Annotated in this window: 12 protein-coding genes; 9 read left to right on the top strand and 3 right to left on the bottom strand. The window is 45.7% G+C overall.

Annotation, left to right across the window (positions count from 1 at the left end):
• The first annotated feature begins 106 nt into the window (after positions 1–106).
• The 8 genes from K1Y79_RS27425 to K1Y79_RS27390 all read left to right on the top strand — a co-directional run bounded on the left by K1Y79_RS27425 (position 107) and on the right by K1Y79_RS27390 (position 9,012).
• Positions 107–994, top strand: coding sequence for an EboA domain-containing protein (locus K1Y79_RS27425; protein WP_220253416.1), 888 nt, complete (start codon positions 107–109; stop codon positions 992–994).
• A 170-nt stretch (positions 995–1,164) separates the two neighbouring features.
• Positions 1,165–2,088, top strand: a complete 924-nt coding sequence (locus tag K1Y79_RS27420; RefSeq protein WP_236059891.1) for a TatD family hydrolase — start codon at positions 1,165–1,167, stop codon at positions 2,086–2,088.
• Between the two features lie 153 nt (positions 2,089–2,241).
• Positions 2,242–3,102, top strand: a complete 861-nt coding sequence (gene eboC, locus K1Y79_RS27415) for a UbiA-like protein EboC (protein ID WP_236059890.1) — start codon at positions 2,242–2,244, stop codon at positions 3,100–3,102.
• Between the two features lie 202 nt (positions 3,103–3,304).
• A complete protein-coding gene (locus K1Y79_RS27410) occupies positions 3,305–4,468 on the top strand; it encodes a 3-dehydroquinate synthase (protein ID WP_220253413.1) in 1,164 nt (387 codons plus the stop codon).
• Entirely contained in the window at positions 4,455–5,678 is a 1,224-nt protein-coding gene (eboE, locus tag K1Y79_RS27405; protein ID WP_220253412.1) for a metabolite traffic protein EboE, read from the top strand. The genes K1Y79_RS27410 and eboE overlap by 14 nt, the downstream gene beginning before the upstream one ends.
• Positions 5,679–5,713: 35 nt before the next feature.
• Positions 5,714–7,090, top strand: a complete 1,377-nt coding sequence (locus tag K1Y79_RS27400; RefSeq protein WP_220253411.1) for an alkaline phosphatase family protein — start codon at positions 5,714–5,716, stop codon at positions 7,088–7,090.
• 219 nt (positions 7,091–7,309) lie between these two features.
• Positions 7,310–7,912 (top strand): DUF6992 family protein, encoded by a 603-nt coding sequence (locus K1Y79_RS27395; protein ID WP_220253410.1) that lies wholly within the window; start codon positions 7,310–7,312, stop codon positions 7,910–7,912.
• 338 nt (positions 7,913–8,250) lie between these two features.
• Positions 8,251–9,012, top strand: a complete 762-nt coding sequence (locus K1Y79_RS27390) for a sulfite exporter TauE/SafE family protein (protein WP_236059889.1) — start codon at positions 8,251–8,253, stop codon at positions 9,010–9,012.
• Positions 9,013–10,134: 1,122 nt separating this feature from the next.
• Here K1Y79_RS27390 and K1Y79_RS27385 read toward each other — a convergent pair.
• From K1Y79_RS27385 to K1Y79_RS27375, 3 genes are all read right to left on the bottom strand, one after another.
• Positions 10,135–10,485: an MmcQ/YjbR family DNA-binding protein gene (locus K1Y79_RS27385; protein ID WP_220253408.1), complete on the bottom strand. Its 351-nt coding sequence runs from the start codon at positions 10,483–10,485 to the stop codon at positions 10,135–10,137.
• 403 nt (positions 10,486–10,888) lie between these two features.
• Entirely contained in the window at positions 10,889–12,655 is a 1,767-nt protein-coding gene (locus tag K1Y79_RS27380) for a DUF885 domain-containing protein (protein ID WP_220253407.1), read from the bottom strand.
• A 307-nt stretch (positions 12,656–12,962) separates the two neighbouring features.
• Positions 12,963–14,285 carry a 3-keto-disaccharide hydrolase gene (locus K1Y79_RS27375; protein ID WP_220253406.1) on the bottom strand — a complete coding sequence of 441 codons (1,323 nt, stop codon included), beginning with the start codon at positions 14,283–14,285 and terminating at the stop codon, positions 12,963–12,965.
• 296 nt (positions 14,286–14,581) lie between these two features.
• On the opposite strand from K1Y79_RS27375, the gene K1Y79_RS27370 reads away from it, so the two are divergent.
• The gene (locus K1Y79_RS27370) at positions 14,582–17,572 is read left to right on the top strand and encodes a SusC/RagA family TonB-linked outer membrane protein (protein WP_220253405.1); all 2,991 of its coding nucleotides are present in this window, start codon (positions 14,582–14,584) and stop codon (positions 17,570–17,572) included.
• Positions 17,573–17,584 lie beyond the last annotated feature (12 nt).

Genomic DNA, 17,584 nt, shown 5'->3' with positions numbered 1-17,584 from the left:
AGGCACAAGGTGCCTCTCTTTTATTTACTGCACCATCCATCATACTTTTTCACTTTTTTTAATACTTAATCTGCTAACTTTAGCACAAGATAAATTAGCCCGGGTGATGGAACAAGCTTATTACCACGATAGGAATAAAACCGAAGCGTTATTATTTGATATTATCAGACAAAACAGTACAGAGAAGGCACTCGGCTGGTTACAGGAGCAGAAAGAAAAACTGGGGGACCCTGTAAACGTTCAGCGTTTCAACCTAACCTTTTCCGCAATTCCAAGGTTTGCCGGCAGACAAGTCATTCAAACGGAACAGCCATTGATCCAACTGGCTGAAGGTATCACACTTTTCATACATGGTTATACGTTAGACAGGCTTGTACGCCTCTGGTGGTTGCTGCACTTACCTGCTACAGACAGGTCATTGTATGTGAAAGTAATCGAAGGATTGTTTGACGCCGCCGATATGAATGAACTGGCGGCTCTCTATAGCGCCCTGCCCCTGCTGGCATGGCCGGATGCATGGATATTCCGCACAACAGAAGGTATCCGTTCTAATATTGGTCCGGTACAGGAAGCAGTCATGCTGCATAATGTGTATCCTGCCCGCCATCTCGAAGAGCCAGCATGGAATCAGCTGGTCATGAAGGCATTCTTTACCGACAAACCTATCCATCTTATTGCCGGCCTGGACGAACGAGCCAACAGCCAGCTGGCAGCCATATTAACAGATTACGCCCACGAGCGATGGGCCGCAGGCAGAAAAGTACATCCTTTGTTATGGAGACTGGTAGGCCCTTTCATCACTGAAGAAAACTTTGCTGATATTCAGCGGGTATGGCATTCAGAAGTGAATACAGACAGGGAAGCAGCTGCGCTCGCCTGTGCATCAAGTACATATGCACCCGCCAGGGAATTGCTGGAGCAGTCTGCCACGCTAAAAGAGGAAATTGCCGGGCAAAAGGTAACATGGGAGACAATTGCCGCACGAATAGCATAAACGTGTATCACACCTTCAAGGTATATAATCTTAACTTGCGAAACGGAAACCTCAGCCCGCAGTAGCAGGTTGTTCATTTTACAGGTCTCAATTAAATAGTAAAAGACATGTGTTGTAGTCATGAGCTAACAGGTAGAGAATTTCAACCTATCACAACATCTTCCTCGTATATGGAACGCATAAAAGGTATGCGTTTTTTCGATCCACATGTACATATGACATCCCGCACTACCGACGATTATCAGGCAATGGCTGATGCCGGTGTTGTTGCGATCATTGAACCGGCTTTCTGGCTGGGTCAACCACGTACAGGTGTAGACACTTTCAGGGATTATTTTAATAGCCTGATCGGATGGGAACGCTTCCGTTCCTCACAATTTGGTATTAAACATTATTGCACTATAGGACTCAATTCCAAAGAAGCTAACAATGAGCGGTTAGCAGAAGCTGTAATGGAAATACTGCCGTCTTTCCTCTACAAAGAAGGCGTAGTAGGTGTAGGTGAGATTGGTTTTGACGATCAGACGCCGGCAGAAGAAAAGTACTACCGCGCACAACTGGAACTCGCTAAAGAAGCAGGCCTGCCTGTACAAATACATACTCCTCACCGGGACAAGAAAAAAGGGACACAGCGTAGCATGGACATTGCGCTGGAACATGGACTGGATCCAAAGATGATTATCGTTGACCACAACAACGAAGAAACAGTCAAAGAAGTGCTCGACCGCGGTTTCTGGGCCGCTTTCACCATCTACCCTTTCACTAAAATGGGTAACGAGCGCATGGTAGAGATCGTAAAGCAATATGGAAGTGAACGGATTATGGTCAATTCAGCAGCAGACTGGGGCATCAGCGATCCGCTGGCTGTACCCAAAACTGCGGCCCTCATGCACGAAAGTGGTATTGACTTGAATGATATTCATTTGGTAACTTTCCGCAACGCTATCGCTGCTTTTGCACAAAGTGGACAAATAGAAGAGGCTGACTTTGATACAGTTAAAGATGTAGATCAAAGTTTGAAATTTAACGGAAGTACAGTGCTGCGTGGTGGTCAGCAGCCAAGAGTTGATAAACAGTCTAATATTATTAGATAAACAGTTACAAGCAGACAATACGAATGACCGGTACCTGTACGATTGCAGAACATTGCTGCACTCTTACACGATCGGCATGCCGTATTATTTGCCTGGAGAAAACCCGAACCGGTGAATTATATTATAAGCAAGTTAGTAGGATATTTACGTTTAATGCGCCCCGCCAACATAGTAACTGCCGTAGCAGATATTCTGGCGGGCATCGCTATTTCCGGTTTCCTCGGTTCTGAAGTAGCCAATTACCTGGATCATCTGCTGCCTGTTGCCTGCATGTGCCTCGCCACAATAGGCCTGTATGGTGGCGGTGTGGTATTCAATGACATAATGGATGCAGAACTGGATGAGGTAGAACGTCCTGAAAGACCCATACCCAGCGGTGTCATATCGCTGACACAGGCGATCGTATTAGGAAGCTACCTGTTGCTGGTAGGCATACTGGCCGCATTTACCGTAGGACGTATTACCGGATTCCTGGCCCTGGGAATAGCTGCCTGCGCTCTCATATATGACAAATGGGGAAAACATCAGTCCTGGGGACCTGTCAATATGGGCCTGTGCCGCGGATTAAACCTCCTGATGGGCATTAGTATAGTAATACCTGCCCTGGAAAAGTACTGGTGGATTGGATGCATACCCGTACTCTACATCGCAGCAGTGACCGCCATCAGCAGAGGAGAAGTACACGGGGGAAATACACGTACCCTGCGCATTACCGCAGTCTGTTATGCACTGGTCTACGGCACCATCCTGACATTGGCCGCCATTAACGGCCATCTGATCGCCGCCCTTCCCTTTGTGATACTATTTGCAGTCATGATCAATCTGCCTTTATACAAGGCTATTAAAGACCCTTCCGGGCCTAATATAGGAAAGGCTGTAAAAGGAGGCATCATAGCACTCGTTGCCATGAATGCCGCCTGGGTAGCTGCCTTTTCCACCTTGCCGCATGCTTTGCTGGTACTGATCCTATTGCCGGTATCATTACTCATATCCAAAGCATTTGCAGTGACCTGATCACCTCTTCCACTCGTCATTCGCAATTCGACAATAGCAATTTATTTTTGTACATTGACAGTCGCTTGAGGCTGTAGATGGCGCGAATACCCCCTATCGGGGTCAATTCGAAGTTTGGACGAACAAGCGACGAACAAGCGACGAACAAGCGACGAACAAGCGGCGAAGATGATTATTAAACGAAACACCAGAGCGATTATCCATGGAGTTTATTCAACAGACTTTTAGTGTAGATTATTCTTTTAAGGTTTTTTTTACCCGCTACCTTTTCAATCCAACCAACGCTGAGTTCAGCAATTACCTGATCTCGCAGACTACTCCAGGGCTTACCAAGAAGCTGCTTTTCATCGTAGACGACGGCGTAGCCAAAGCGCATCCGGCGCTTGCAACGGATATAGCAACATATTTACAGCAGATAGAAGGATTCAGAATTGCAGGAGAGGTAGTACTTGTGCCAGGTGGCGAAGCCTGCAAAAATGACCAGGACCTGTTTTACCGTTTGATAGACCTGGCAGATAGTCAGGGTATTGACCGCCACTCATTTATAGTAGCGATCGGTGGCGGCGCAGTACTCGACCTCGTAGGCATGGTAGCAGCCGTGTCACACCGGGGTGTACGGCATATCCGTATACCAACTACTGTTCTCTCCCAGAACGACTCCGGCGTAGGTGTGAAAAATGGTATTAATTACAAGGGAAAAAAGAACTTCCTCGGTACCTTTGCTCCTCCGGCAGCAGTGTTCAATGATGCGGAGTTTCTGACCACATTGCCTGCAAAAGACTGGCGATCCGGTATCTCTGAGGCGGTGAAAGTAGCATTGATAAAAGATGCCTCTTTCTTTGAATGGCTGGAAGCAAACGCAGCAGCCCTTGCCGGCAATAACCTGCCGGTAATGCAGGAACTGATATACAGATGTGCTGCGCTGCATATGGCACATATCGGTGGTAGCGGAGATCCTTTTGAAAGCGGTTCTTCACGTCCGCTGGATTTTGGTCACTGGAGTGCGCATAAGCTGGAGCAACTGACAGACTTTGATCTACGTCACGGCGAAGCAGTTGCTATAGGTATTGCGGTGGATAGTGTATATTCTTCCCTGCTGGGTTGGATAGATACCGCTGCCGCCGACAGAATTGTACAGTTGCTGGTCAAACTGCAGCTGCCGGTATACCACGAGTTACTGGAAATGAAAGACGGAGCACCATCGCCCGTTATAAAAGGCCTGCAGGAGTTCCGGGAGCACCTGGGTGGCCGCCTCACCATCTGCCTGCTGAAAGCAATCGGTGTAGGCGCTGAAGTACACGTGATAGATGAAATGTTATTGAACGAAGCTGTACAGCACTTAAAAGTGAACTATGCAATTAGCTGATCATTCTCATTTAACCTACTGCACAAATATCCATCCGGGAGAAAGCTGGAGCGCTCACTTCGAGCAGCTGAAGCAGTACATCCCGGCAGTAAAGCAGGAAGTTTCTCCTGATAAACCTTTTGGTATCGGATTGCGCCTTTCCAATACCGCCAGTCTCGAACTCAGCAAGGAAGAAGCCCTCAGCGAATTTAAAGCCTGGCTCGAAACCCAGGAATGTTATGTGTTTACAATGAATGGCTTCCCCTACGGAGGTTTTCACCATACCGTTGTAAAAGATCATGTACATACTCCTGACTGGACTACCTCAGACCGGGTACTGTATACTATCCGTCTGTTCCGCCTGCTGGCAGCCTTATTGCCCGAAGGTATGGAAGGCGGTATCTCAACAGCACCCTTGTCCTACAAGTTATGGCATGTACGCTGCGAATCTGAGCAGGCCGCTGTGATGGAAACTACTACCCTGCATATCTTACAGGTAGTGGAACAGCTGGTACGCATCCACCGTAACGGCGGACCGTCCATGCATCTTGACATAGAGCCTGAGCCAGATGGTATGATGGAAAACACGCAGGAGTTCCTGGATTGGTACCTGCATTACCTGTTACCACTCGGTATTCCTTTCCTGGAAGATAAATTTGGCATCAGCGCAGAAGAAGCGGCAACCGCCATCAGAAATCATGTGCAGCTCTGCTATGATGTATGCCACTTTGCACTGGTATATGAGTCAGCGGAAAATGTCCTGCAGCAATTAAAGCAGCATGGTCTGAAAGTAGGTAAGCTGCAGATCAGCGCAGCCCTGAAAGCAGCCATGCCTGAAGATGCAGCAACACGGGAAGCCGTTGTGGATGCCTTCAGGGAATTTAATGAGCCTACCTATCTGCACCAGGTGATTGCCCGTAAAGACGACGGGCTGCTGCACTATCCTGATCTGCCGCAGGCGCTGGAAGATGCAGGAAATCCCGCAGTTAAGGAATGGCGTTCACATTTTCATGTACCTGTATTTGTTGGTACGTTTGGCGTATTATCATCTACAAGATCAGATATAGAGCAAGTATTGCAATTACAACGGAAACAACCTTTCACACAACATCTGGAAGTTGAAACATATACCTGGGGCGTTTTGCCTGCTGAACTGAAGTTACCTATGGACAGATCCGTATCAAGGGAGCTGGGCTGGGTATTACAGCAGCTGGAATTGCCTGCGAGGTAATAGTTTTCATCCCATATCCTAATGCAGCCGCCATCATGAAAAAAACAGTAGTAATTGATGTAGTAGGTTTATCTTCCTCCCTCATAGGTGTACATACACCTTTCCTGCAGGAGTATGTAAAACGCAGGCACTTATCCAGTATTAAGCCGATGGTGCCGGCCGTGACAACAGCAGTGCAAAGTACCTATGTTACCGGTCAGTGGCCTGCCGAACATGGTATCGTGGGCAATGGCTGGTACGACAGACAAGACAGTGAAATAAAGTTCTGGAAGCAGTCTAACAGACTGGTTGAAGCTCCTAAAATATGGGATAAAGCCAAACGGCTGGATCCAACCTTTACAGTCTCCAAAATGTTCTGGTGGTACAATATGTACTCAACCGCCGATTACTCCGTCACCCCTCGTCCGCAGTACCTGTCAGACGGCCGTAAAGCGCCTGATTGTTATGCACATCCTGCATTACTGCGTGATCATCTGCAGCGCGAGCTGGGTACCTTCCCGCTGTTCCAGTTCTGGGGGCCGGGAGCCAATATCAAATCTACCCAATGGATAGCAGATGCCTCTGTGATGACAGACGACATGTATGATCCTACACTGACATTGATATATCTGCCTCACCTGGATTATTGTTTGCAGAAATTCGGGCAGGATTTACCCCGTATCAGCAAAGAGTTGGGTGAGATCGATGCAGTATGCAGGCAGTTAGTAACGTTTTATGAGAAAAAAGGAGCGGAGGTAATCATTTTATCAGAATATGGGATCACGAATGTAAATAACCCTATTCACCTGAACCGCCGTTTCCGTGAAGAAGGACTGATCGAAGTGCGTGTGGAGAGAGGCACCGAACTGCTGGATGCTGCAGCTTCAAAAGCATTCGTAGTAGCCGATCACCAGATAGCGCATGTATATGTGAATGATCCTTCGGTATACAAGAAAGTACGCAGTATTGTTGAAAATACACCTGGCGTAGAGCTGGTGCTGGACAGAGCCGGCAAACGTGCGCATAACATGCATCATGCACGTAGTGGAGAGCTGGTACTGGTAGCAGATGCCAATAGCTGGTTCACATACTACTACTGGCTGGATGATACGCGCGCACCTGATTTTGCCCGTCTGGTAGATATTCACCGCAAGCCAGGATATGATCCGGTAGAGATGTTCATGAATCCCGCTGATCCGCTTATTAAGCTGAAGGCAGGTTTTAAGTTGCTGAAGAAGAAACTGGGCTTCCGTTATCTCATGAATGTGATCCCGTTGGATGCTACGCTGATAAAAGGCTCTCACGGGCGTCTTTCTGAGAACAAAGCATTCCATCCGGTACTTATTACCGGAAACGAGCCTGCAGGTCAGGAAGTATTGGCAACAGATGTCTACGGGGTTATCTGGAATGCCTTGAACAGGAACAGTCAGTAAGCAGGATAAAGGAATGAAGCCTTATAATAAAAGGATGTCTCAATATACAGAGACATCCTTTTTTTGTGCGGATGCGGCGTCTGTTCAGGAGTGGTCATTGCTTTTCTAGGTGTTCTGTAGGCTCATTCCCATATTATTCCACGCCCATTGTTTACGTTGTTTATTTCCGGTTCTGTGCTGCTATTTTTGTTTTCTTCGTATATTTTAGAAACGTCTTTCATGAAATACCTCGTATTGTTTTTTTTCCTCATCACGTCGCTGGCTGCCGCATCCCAGGACACCTCCTATCTTCATTCATTCAATAAATCACGTATGCAGAAAACCAGAACAGCGATGTTTGTTCTGGGAAGTTGGGGAGTGGCAAACCTCGCAACAGGCTTGATTGGCAATAGTACTGCAGGTGGCGAGGCAAGATATTTCCATCAGATGAATGCGGTATGGGGAGCGGTTAATCTGGGTATTGCAACAGCAAGTATACTGGGTAGCAGGAAGCTGCATCCGGGTAAGTACAACTGGCAGGGCAGTGTGCAGGAGCAGCATAAAGTGGAGAAGATATTTATGGTCAATGGAGCGCTGGATCTGGCATATATGGCCGGCGGGCTTTATCTGCGGGAACATGGCAAACGAAAGCTGACAGGCAAAAGCCATGACAGGTTCAAGGGATATGGTAATTCATTGCTGATGCAGGGAGCTTTCCTGTTGCTGTTTGATGGCGTCAATTTCGCTATACATCATAGTCATGGTAAAGGGTTGTTTGAACGATTTGGTGAGTTACAGTTAACCGTAGCGCCCGGGGGGATGGGAATGGTGTATCAGTGGTAAAAAGGATGTTTTTTACCTTTTATAGTGACTTTATGCAAAACATAGATTTAGTAGGCTTTATAGGTTATAGACAGGTCTAAGCCGCTACAGGCAAATTCATTACCTGTGGTTATCCTCAATAACTTTTAGTAATGGCCCGGGTAGCGGCAGAATTTTGTTAGACCCGCGCCAGCACTGTACTTTTGGACTGTCCTTCCGTTACAACATCGATGTTACACAAACAAGGATACCTGTAATTCACATTATACCAACCATCATTAGTTAAGCCAGCTTGCCTTAACACCAGGCCTATTTGCTGAAGGAAGTCTATGTTTACATTATTGCAAGGGACCGATTATATGGTCGTACTAATTATTGGCCTTATTGTAGGCTATTTGTCCGGTTTATTGGGCAAGGGAGGTAGTGCAGTCAGCACACCGGCTTTGCAGATATTCGCGGGCGTAAATCCGTTTTATGCGTTAGCTTCACCATTGCCGGCAGCTATCACCAGTACTATCTCTGCTACTGCCGTTTATAGCCGTCAGAAACTGTTCAACCGCAAGGTGATTCTACTGGGTGCATTGTTTGGTATTCCTTCTACGCTGCTGGGCGCTGTACTGAGTAAATTTCTGCCAGGTAAGACACTGATGATAATGACAGCAGTGTTCATTGTATCCATTGGCGGGTCTTTGCTGTATTCCTTTCTGAAAAGGAAGAATGCCGGTGAAGAGGCCGTAACAGAGGAGATAACGCCTGCACATCATAAGATGATCATTATCGCATCGTTGGGTATAGGCTTCTTATCCGGCTTACTGGCCAATGCCGGCGGCGTGCTGTTCAGTTCATTCTTCATCAAGAAACTGCGTATGCCTATCAAGCAGGCGCTGGCCTGTTCTATCGTATTATCTGCGTTATTATCTGTACCTGGGGCACTGGCACATTGGTGGCTGGGGCATATAGATTGGAACATTGCGTTACTATTGTCACTTACGGCTATACCATCTTCATATCTGGGAGCTAAGACGGCAGTCAGGATGAAGTCTCCTTTGCTGGAGAAACTGTTTGCCTGCACGCTGATCGTGTTTGGTGTATATGATATTATTTACACGCTGATGAAATAATTCAGGTTGCAGAAGCTATTTTGTTAGGATGTCATGCCTTTAATTATTGCCTTCAAACAAGGCAAAATGAGAGCTCCGGAGCTATAGCCCGGGGCTTTTTCATTTAAGGTGCTTAAATCGCCTGAAACGACTGTTTATGAAGATTGCATGGCTGGGGTGTAAGGTCTGTTCCCAGTAAGAATAGGCAAACAGGTATAAGAGGGGGATGTGTACTACCTGTTGCTTGTGGCGGTGGCTTTGTTCTGGTGATTTGACAGCTTTTACTAGGAAACTAATTGCATAGTTATAGTATCAGGTATAATACTAGCAGTAACCGGCAAACAGGTATAAGAGGGGGATGTGTACTACTTGTTGCTTGTGGCGGTGGCTTTGTTCTGGTGATTTGATAGCTTTTACTAGGAAACTAATTGCATAGTTATAGTATCAGGTATAATACTAGCAGTAACCGGCAAACAGGTATAAGAGGGGGATGTGTACTACTTGTTGCTTGTGGCGGTGGCTTTGTTCTGTTGATTTGACAGCTTTTACTAGGAAACTAATTGCATAGTTATAGTATCAGGTATATCACTAGCAGTAACCGGCAAACAGGTATAAGAGGGGTATATATACTACTTGTTGCTTGTGGCGGTGGCTTTGTTCTATTGATTTGACAGCTGTTACTAGGAAACTAATTGCATAGTTATAGTATCAGGTATATCACTAGCAGTAACCGGCAAACAGGTATAAGAGGGGTATGTGTACTAATTGTTGCTTGTAGTGGTAGCATTGTTCTGGTGATTTGCGTCATTGTTAAAAAAGACCAATTGCATAATTGTATTATCTGGTTCCTCACTAGACGTAATCATCAAACGACTACCAAAGATGGATGTGTAATTGCTGTCGTTTAAATTGACGGCTCCTATACTTTATTTTAAGTCACCTGGTCAGTGGCGGTGGGAGCAGGGTAGAGCGTATGGCAGCCCCTGATTAAGGGGCAGCAGGTGATGGGTAGGGTATAAAACACAAGAGAGGTTGCAGCAGTGCTACAACCTCTCTTGTTAATACGGTAATATCTCAGGGCGCTGCCAGGCGCTACGCGCAGACCACTATGTCTATATACAGCACCAATGCATTAGCAGCATTTTAGACTCTTTCTTTCAGGATTTGCGTCCTTTCTTCAGGAGGTAAGGTACTTACCACAAGATCATACGCATTCTGTAATAACGATTGTAATTCCGGTACCGGAAGTGTGTCAAGAGACTTTATCTGTACCCAATGATAACGTGCCAGTCCAGGGGCAGGCACTATGTCTTGTTGGGAAATAAGGCGATGGAAGTCCTCCAGCCGGCATTTCAAGGATACCTGGTGCGGAGCTGATTTGCTAATCATGCAAAAGAGCTTTTCTCCCACGGAGAACCGCAGATCTTCGTCCCATTTCTCTTCCTGTGTTACAGCAGGAAATGCGAGACAGTAGTTAAGGGTCATGTCAAACATAATACTGGCAGCTTAAAAGTTAAAAAATCGTTTGAGTGGAAATTATAAAAGCTCAATCGAAAAAAAGAAACAACAAATAATGGTAAAAGGTTTGTTTAGTTGTCTTCTTACTCCAGCTATTTTGCCAGACATGCAGGTCTGTTCCGGATATGTTGTTTAAGTTGTGTACAGCCGATAAAACCAACCTAAAACCTTTAAGGTTCCCTGACTTTTATCAAATTATTCCTACTATAAATTTAAGTATCTTTTCTCAAACAGTAATGTATATTTTTAGTTCATAACTGATTGAGACAAGTATATAAATGGATAGTCCATAGATAATAAGCGCCGGAATGCTCATAGTTCAAAAAAGAACTATAAGTCGGTGATTATCTGCTATGGACTATCCGATACTGATTGTCAGTTACTTAAATCTTCTGGCCATTTTCTCTTCCAGTAAGCTGAGAGGTACACAACCATCCTTCAACAATTCATCATGGAAGTTTTTAATACTGAATCCAGTAGTTTGACTGTATTTACGACGCAGTTCCCTGATCTTGAGCTCGCCTATCTTGTAAGAAAGTGCCTGACCAGGAATTGCCATATACCGCTCAATCTCGGCTACAGCTTCCTGTTCACTGAGTGGTTCATTATCCATCATATACTTAATAGCCTGCTCCCTGCTCCAGCCTTTCGCATGCATGCCGACATCCACGACCAGTCTGATAGCGCGGTGAATCTCATCCGAAAGGTGTCCGAAGTAGCTGTAAGGATTGGTATAAAGACCTAGTTCGGTACCTAAACCTTCGCAATAAAGAGCATAACCTTCTCCATAGGAACCGATCCAGGTGAAGCGGCGGAATTTAGGCAGCGAATCATTCTCCTGCTGGATAGACGTCTGGAAGTGGTGACCAGGAATAGCCTCATGTAGGAAGAGGCACTCCATGCCTGTATAATTGAAGCTTTTAGCGTCCAGAATAGGTACATAAAACACCCCTGGGCGGCTACCGTCTGTACTGCCCGGCATATATTCAGCACTGGCTGATGCTGCGCGAAATGCTTCCGTCTGACGTACCTCAAATTTCGTTTTGGGCAGGGTTCCATATAGTTGCTTTACAGCAGGCATGATTTTCTGCTCAATACTTCTGAAGGAATCTAGTACCTGTGAAGGTGTCGAGAATATCCTGAACTGTTTATCCGTACGGATGAGGTTAAAGAAGGCCGGCAGGTCACCTGTAAATCCGACGCTGTTCTTAACAGAATCCATTTCCTTCCGGATGCGGGCAACTTCTCTCTCACCGGTAGCGAAAATCTCATCCGGACTCAGGTCTGTGGTTGTCCAGTATCTTATCAGGAAGTTATACAGTTCTTTTCCGCCCGGCACACCACTAATGCCGCTGGTGCTCCTTGTTCTTGGCAGATATTCCTTTACAAAGAACTCATGCAGTTTTGCATAGGCCGGCAAGGTATATTGTTCAATCGCGGTAGTGTAGGCAGTCCGGAGGCTGCGTTGCTCAGCCGTGTCGAGATCAGCAGGCAGCAGGCGAAGGGGAGTATAGAATACGTTGCTGGTATCTTTCTTTGAGAGATCTGCCAGCTGTGGTACTACTTTAACGGCCAGCGCTTTTGGCAATACATATCCTAAAGACATACCCCGGCGCATGTTTGCTATCGCAGTATCGCTCCACTCGGAAAAGCTTTTCATTCGTTGAATGAACTTTTCATAATCTGCTTTGTTCTTAAACGGCTGTGCGCTTGTGCCTGAACCGAATTGGGGTAATGTTAGTGTAAGTCCCCAGAATTGCTGAATGGGCATCAGGTTGTCGGGAAACCGGAGACCTTCCCGGCTGATAGCGACTTCTCTTTGCAGCATAGCATAACTGATAAGATCATTGTTGTTCAATGCTGCTGTATCAATGCCTTGCAGGGCTGTCTGGTAATGACCATAAAAACTGTCCAGTCTCGAACGGAAACGCTCGCTGATGTCTATTTGTAACAGACCATCAAACTGATGTTCTCCGTTCATGGTCGCTTCCATGGGAAATAACTCCATTTTTCCGTCGTAGTAATGTTGCACAAGCTGATGGAGAGAATCGGCTGTGCCAGTACTATCAGACTGTTTTGCCGGGCCTGAACAGGCAGCTGTAAACAGGGTGATAGCAAGTAATAAGGCATTGTTTTTCTTTAACATGTTGCGCGATTAGATGATGTTGATATATATGTTGCACCATTTAGTTAGTAGTACATACTATTTATAAGGAAAGAATAAACATAAAAAAAACACTCCGAAGAATCGGAATGTTTTATATAGAACAGTGAACAATGAAAACTCTTTAATCGATTGATAGTGCCGTGAATAACAGGACAAGTAATTGATTCCGTGATACTTCTGTAACACAATGCCTCACAACGGAACTTACTTTTATCAACCCGTCTGCCTGGTATCATCCAGCAAACGAATGCAAAATTAGTTTAATTAACAAAGTTAAAATGTTAACCTATCTTAAATTTTTGATTTTTATACTACGAAATGACACTGTATTGCCGTGATCCTGTAATAAGATGTGTCCTTCAGGCCATAATCCAAAGTTATTCCAATTTTTGTACTTACTGATCGCTACAAGGTCTTTAAATTCCTTAGACCCTCTTTCGTACTCAAGCATTTTGAAGCCATTCAACCAGTGTTCCACATGATTATTGGGATATACAATTATACGCCCTTTATTCCATTCTCCAATTTTCTTTATGGCAGCCTTGTTCAGGGTAGTATTCTGACGAGTCATCAGGTCATACAGTGAAGACAAGGTTCTGTTACCATCGCGGCCTAGCTTTGCATCAGGGTGCTTCTCATCGTCAAGTACCTGAAATTCAAGTCCGATAGCAGATTTGCCTTTGGTGTCATAACTCTCTTTTACGAAGTATTTTACGCCGCTGTTTGCTCCTTCAGTTAGTTTGAAGTCAAATTCCAGCTCAAAAGCGCCAAATTCCTTAGTGGTAACGATATCTCCGCCTGAACCCATTTCATCGCCATTAGACTGGTGAATGGTTAGTTCGCCGTTGTCTATAGACCAGCCTTTCGACGGGAATTTATCCTGATTTACCCTGCGCCAGCCATCAGAAGTTTTGCCGTCCCAAAGTAGTGTGAAGCCGTTTTTCTTTTCCTGGGCAGAAATGTTATTAGGCAGATTATTAACAACAAATATCTTGTCGTAAGGAGTGTATTGAGAAGGAGCAGGATTCTCTTGTATGCGGATATTACGCCAGTGTATCTGTTTGCCTTTATCGTCTTCTTTGTAGATCTGGTGCACCTGTAAAGCAATAAAGCCTTTCAATGTCGCACTATCAATGAGGTGTGCGCAGGCAACGCCATTTACCCAGGTACGTATCTCTGCCCCGCGGCATTCTATGCGATACTTGTTCCAATCATCTTTCTTGAAGGCAGGTTTAGCATCCGGGTTCAGTTCCAGCGGATACAGCCAGCCACGGCGCGCTTCATCATAAATACCTCCACTCCAGGCACGGTCGCTCGGATCGACTTCCATCTGATACCCGTGTACACGGCCATTATTGTAGTCAGGCTTGCTTTCACTGCGGAATTGGATACCATAATTCATTGGTGCATCCAGCTTCAGTTCCAGTTCGAGAATAAAATCGCCGTAATCTTTTGCAGTTGCGAGGAAGGAGTTTGGGCTACTGGCAACAGATGTGCCTGTGATCATCCCGTTTTTTGCATCATAGATAGCAGTACCGTTAACTTGTTTCCAGCCATCCAGATTCTTACCATTGAACAGATTTTTCCATTCAGCTTTCTTCTGGGCCATAGCAAAGCTGCTTATAAGCATGGCACTGCATACCAATAACGTGTTTTTCATAACCATAGACCTAAAGTACTCTTAAAAGTAGTTAATGATAATGTTTTATTCAACCGATTGCACATTTTTTATGATAAGCGGTATTATTTCGTGTTGATTTTATGCAATCGTTTGCAATTTATGACTAATCTCCTTAACTTGTACTACCCCATTCCCTGAAATTCACGTTAGAAAAACCTGATGAATCTTATAACTTATTGCTTTTCAGGGAGGTGTATTCCGTTACAAGTTTAAAAATTCCACGCATGAGAAACACGTTGTCGAAAGTAGGCGGCTTTCTGCTATGCCTGCTATTCTGGGGCACCATCATCCGTGCCCAATCCATTCCGATCAGAGGGAAAGTGACTGGTCCGGATGGTAGCCCAATAATTGGAGCTACAGTCGCTATCAAGGGGCAAAAAACAGGCACGGTAACAGACGTTATGGGCGCTTATAAGCTACAGGCTCCGGCCACCGCCACCCTGGTGGTATCATTTATAGGCTTCCAGCCTAAAGAAGTGCCTGTTAATAACAGAGCAGAACTGGATGTAAAACTAGAAGAAGATCAGAAGAAATTAGAAGAGGTAGTAGTAGTAGGCTATGGTCAACAAAAGAAAAAAGATGTGACCGGCGCTATTTCCTCCATTAACAGCAAGACTATTATGGAAGTGCCTGTCACAAACGCGCAGCAGGCATTACAAGGTCGTACACCTGGTATTGATGTAATAAACAACAGTAATAAGCCAGGTGATGAACCGCGTGTAAGGGTCAGGGGAACCCGTTCGTTGTCAGCCGGAAACGATCCGCTCTATGTGGTAGACGGTATCCCTTTCGCAGGTAATCTTAATGATATTAACCCCCAGGATATTGCCTCCATGGATGTGCTGAAGGATGCATCCGCTACTGCTATCTACGGATCCCGGGGAGCTAATGGCGTCGTGCTTGTCAGTACCCGCAAAGGTAAAGTAAGCGCTCCCCAGGTAACCTACAGCGGGGTATATGGTATTGTCAACACCCTGGGCAAAACCGATATGATGGATAGCCAGCAGTACCTTGCCATGAAACGGGAAGCCAACCGCGCTGCCGGCCTGTATGATGATAATAACCCCGATGCTTCTGACGCTAAAATATTTACCGCTACAGAAATTGAGAATATCAAACGGGGCGTCAATACTGACTGGCAATCTCTCATGCTGAGTCAGGGCTGGCAAACCCGTCACGGGATAGGTGTAAGCGGTGGTACAGAAACTACCAAGTATGCTGTAACCGGCGGTTACTTCAAAGATCAGGGGGTACTGCAATTGCAGAGCTATGAACGCTATAACCTCCATATGGCTATCGATCAGATGATTGGCAAACATGTACAGATTGGCGCTTCCTCACTCGCTACCTATAGTATGCGTAAGGGCGGTACCTACAATGGAATGAGTGCCTCCCTCAAGATGCTGCCGATAGCAGATCCTTACGACGCCGAAGGCAAACTGATTACCTATCCAACATCCGATAATCAGCAACCCAATGCCTTGTTGGACTATGAAGATGGTAATCGTGTGGAAAGACTCAGTCATATCCGCTTCTTCAATAGTCTGTATGGCGAGATATCACTGTTTGACGGTCTGAAATACCGCCTCAATGTCGGTACAGACGTATTTCAGAACAATTACGGCCTATTTCAGAGTAAGAAAAACACTGATCTGCTGATCGGTGGTGGCGATGCGACTGCTACCAAACAGGGACAACTGATATGGGCCTATACTATAGAAAATCTCCTGACCTATAATAAAACCTTCAATAAACACTCCCTGAATATTACTGGACTCTATAGTGTACAGCGTCAGCGTGAAGATTCTTCTTCTGCATCTGTAAGAGGTATTCCGGTAGAATGGCAGGAGTATTATAATCTCGGACAGGCAGCTACCGTTACCGGCATCAGTGGTTTGCTAGGTACCTGGACAATTCTTTCCTATATGGGTCGTGTTAACTATGGTTTTGATGACCGTTACCTGGTTACACTGACCTTACGTGCGGATGGTTCGTCCCGCTTTGCGCCCGGCAAAAAATGGGGCTACTTCCCCTCTGTAGCATTAGGCTGGAATGTGACCAGTGAAGACTTTATGAAAGGCGTATCCTGGCTGGAAAACCTGAAAGTGCGCGGTAGCTATGGCCGTATCGGTAATACGGGTATACCTCCCTATGCTACACAGGGGTTGCTAGGCCGTACGCCTTACTCCTTTGGCAATAAAGGTGTGACCGGGTTTTCTCCGCTACTACTGCGTAATCCTAATCTGACCTGGGAGACCACGGCCTCTACCAATATCGGTATTGACTTTAGCCTCTTCAAAGGACGCATTACCGGTAGCATGGATGTATATAAACAAAAGACAACCGACCTTTTGCTGCAACGCTTCCTGCCATTCAGTAATGGCTTTGACGCTGTACTGGAAAACCTGGGGGTTACCCAGAACAAGGGTATTGAAATAGGGTTATCTACTGTAAACGTACAGACGCGAAGTGGATTTACCTGGTCAATGGATGTGAACTTCTATATGAACCGGGAAAAGATTCTCTCACTGGGGGCCGGTAAGATGCAGGATATCGGTAATGGCTGGTTCGTAGGTCAGCCCACCTACGTGTATTACGATTATAAGAAAGTAGGTATCTGGCAGGATCAGGCGGCCGCACAGGTATACAAACAACGTCAGGGTGAAATACAGTTGGCTGATCTCAACAATGACAAAAAGCTGGATGATAAAGACCGTACCATCCTGGGCGCGCCTCAGCCGAAGTGGTCAGGTGGTATGACGCAGCGTTTCTCTTATAAAGGTCTGGACCTCTCAGTAGTTGCTTTTGCACGTATGGGAAGTATGGTAAGAAGCGACTTCTACTCTAGTTTCAATACGCTCTTCGGCCGTTATAATAACTTAGACGTAGACTACTGGACACCAACCAATCCTACCAATAACTTCCCACGTCCGAATGCTAACCAGGAACGTCCTAATAACTATAATACCCTGAGCTATTTCGACGGCTCATTCTTTAAGATCAGGAACATCACTTTAGGCTACTCCCTGCCTGAAAGCCTGATGAAACGCTGGCAAATGGAAGCACTACGATTCGCAGTGGATATTAAACAACCATTGATTCTCGCGCCGTACAGACAAAAGTATAAAGGTATTGATCCGGAAGACGTTAACGTTATCGGGGTGGACGCTCCTGCTACCTGGATGTTACAGTTCGGTGTCAATGCTACCTTTTAATGCAATAAAATA

This window comes from Chitinophaga rhizophila (assembly GCF_019492185.1).
GTDB lineage: Bacteria > Bacteroidota > Bacteroidia > Chitinophagales > Chitinophagaceae > Chitinophaga > Chitinophaga rhizophila.
This window is presented reverse-complemented; position numbering and strand designations above follow the sequence as displayed.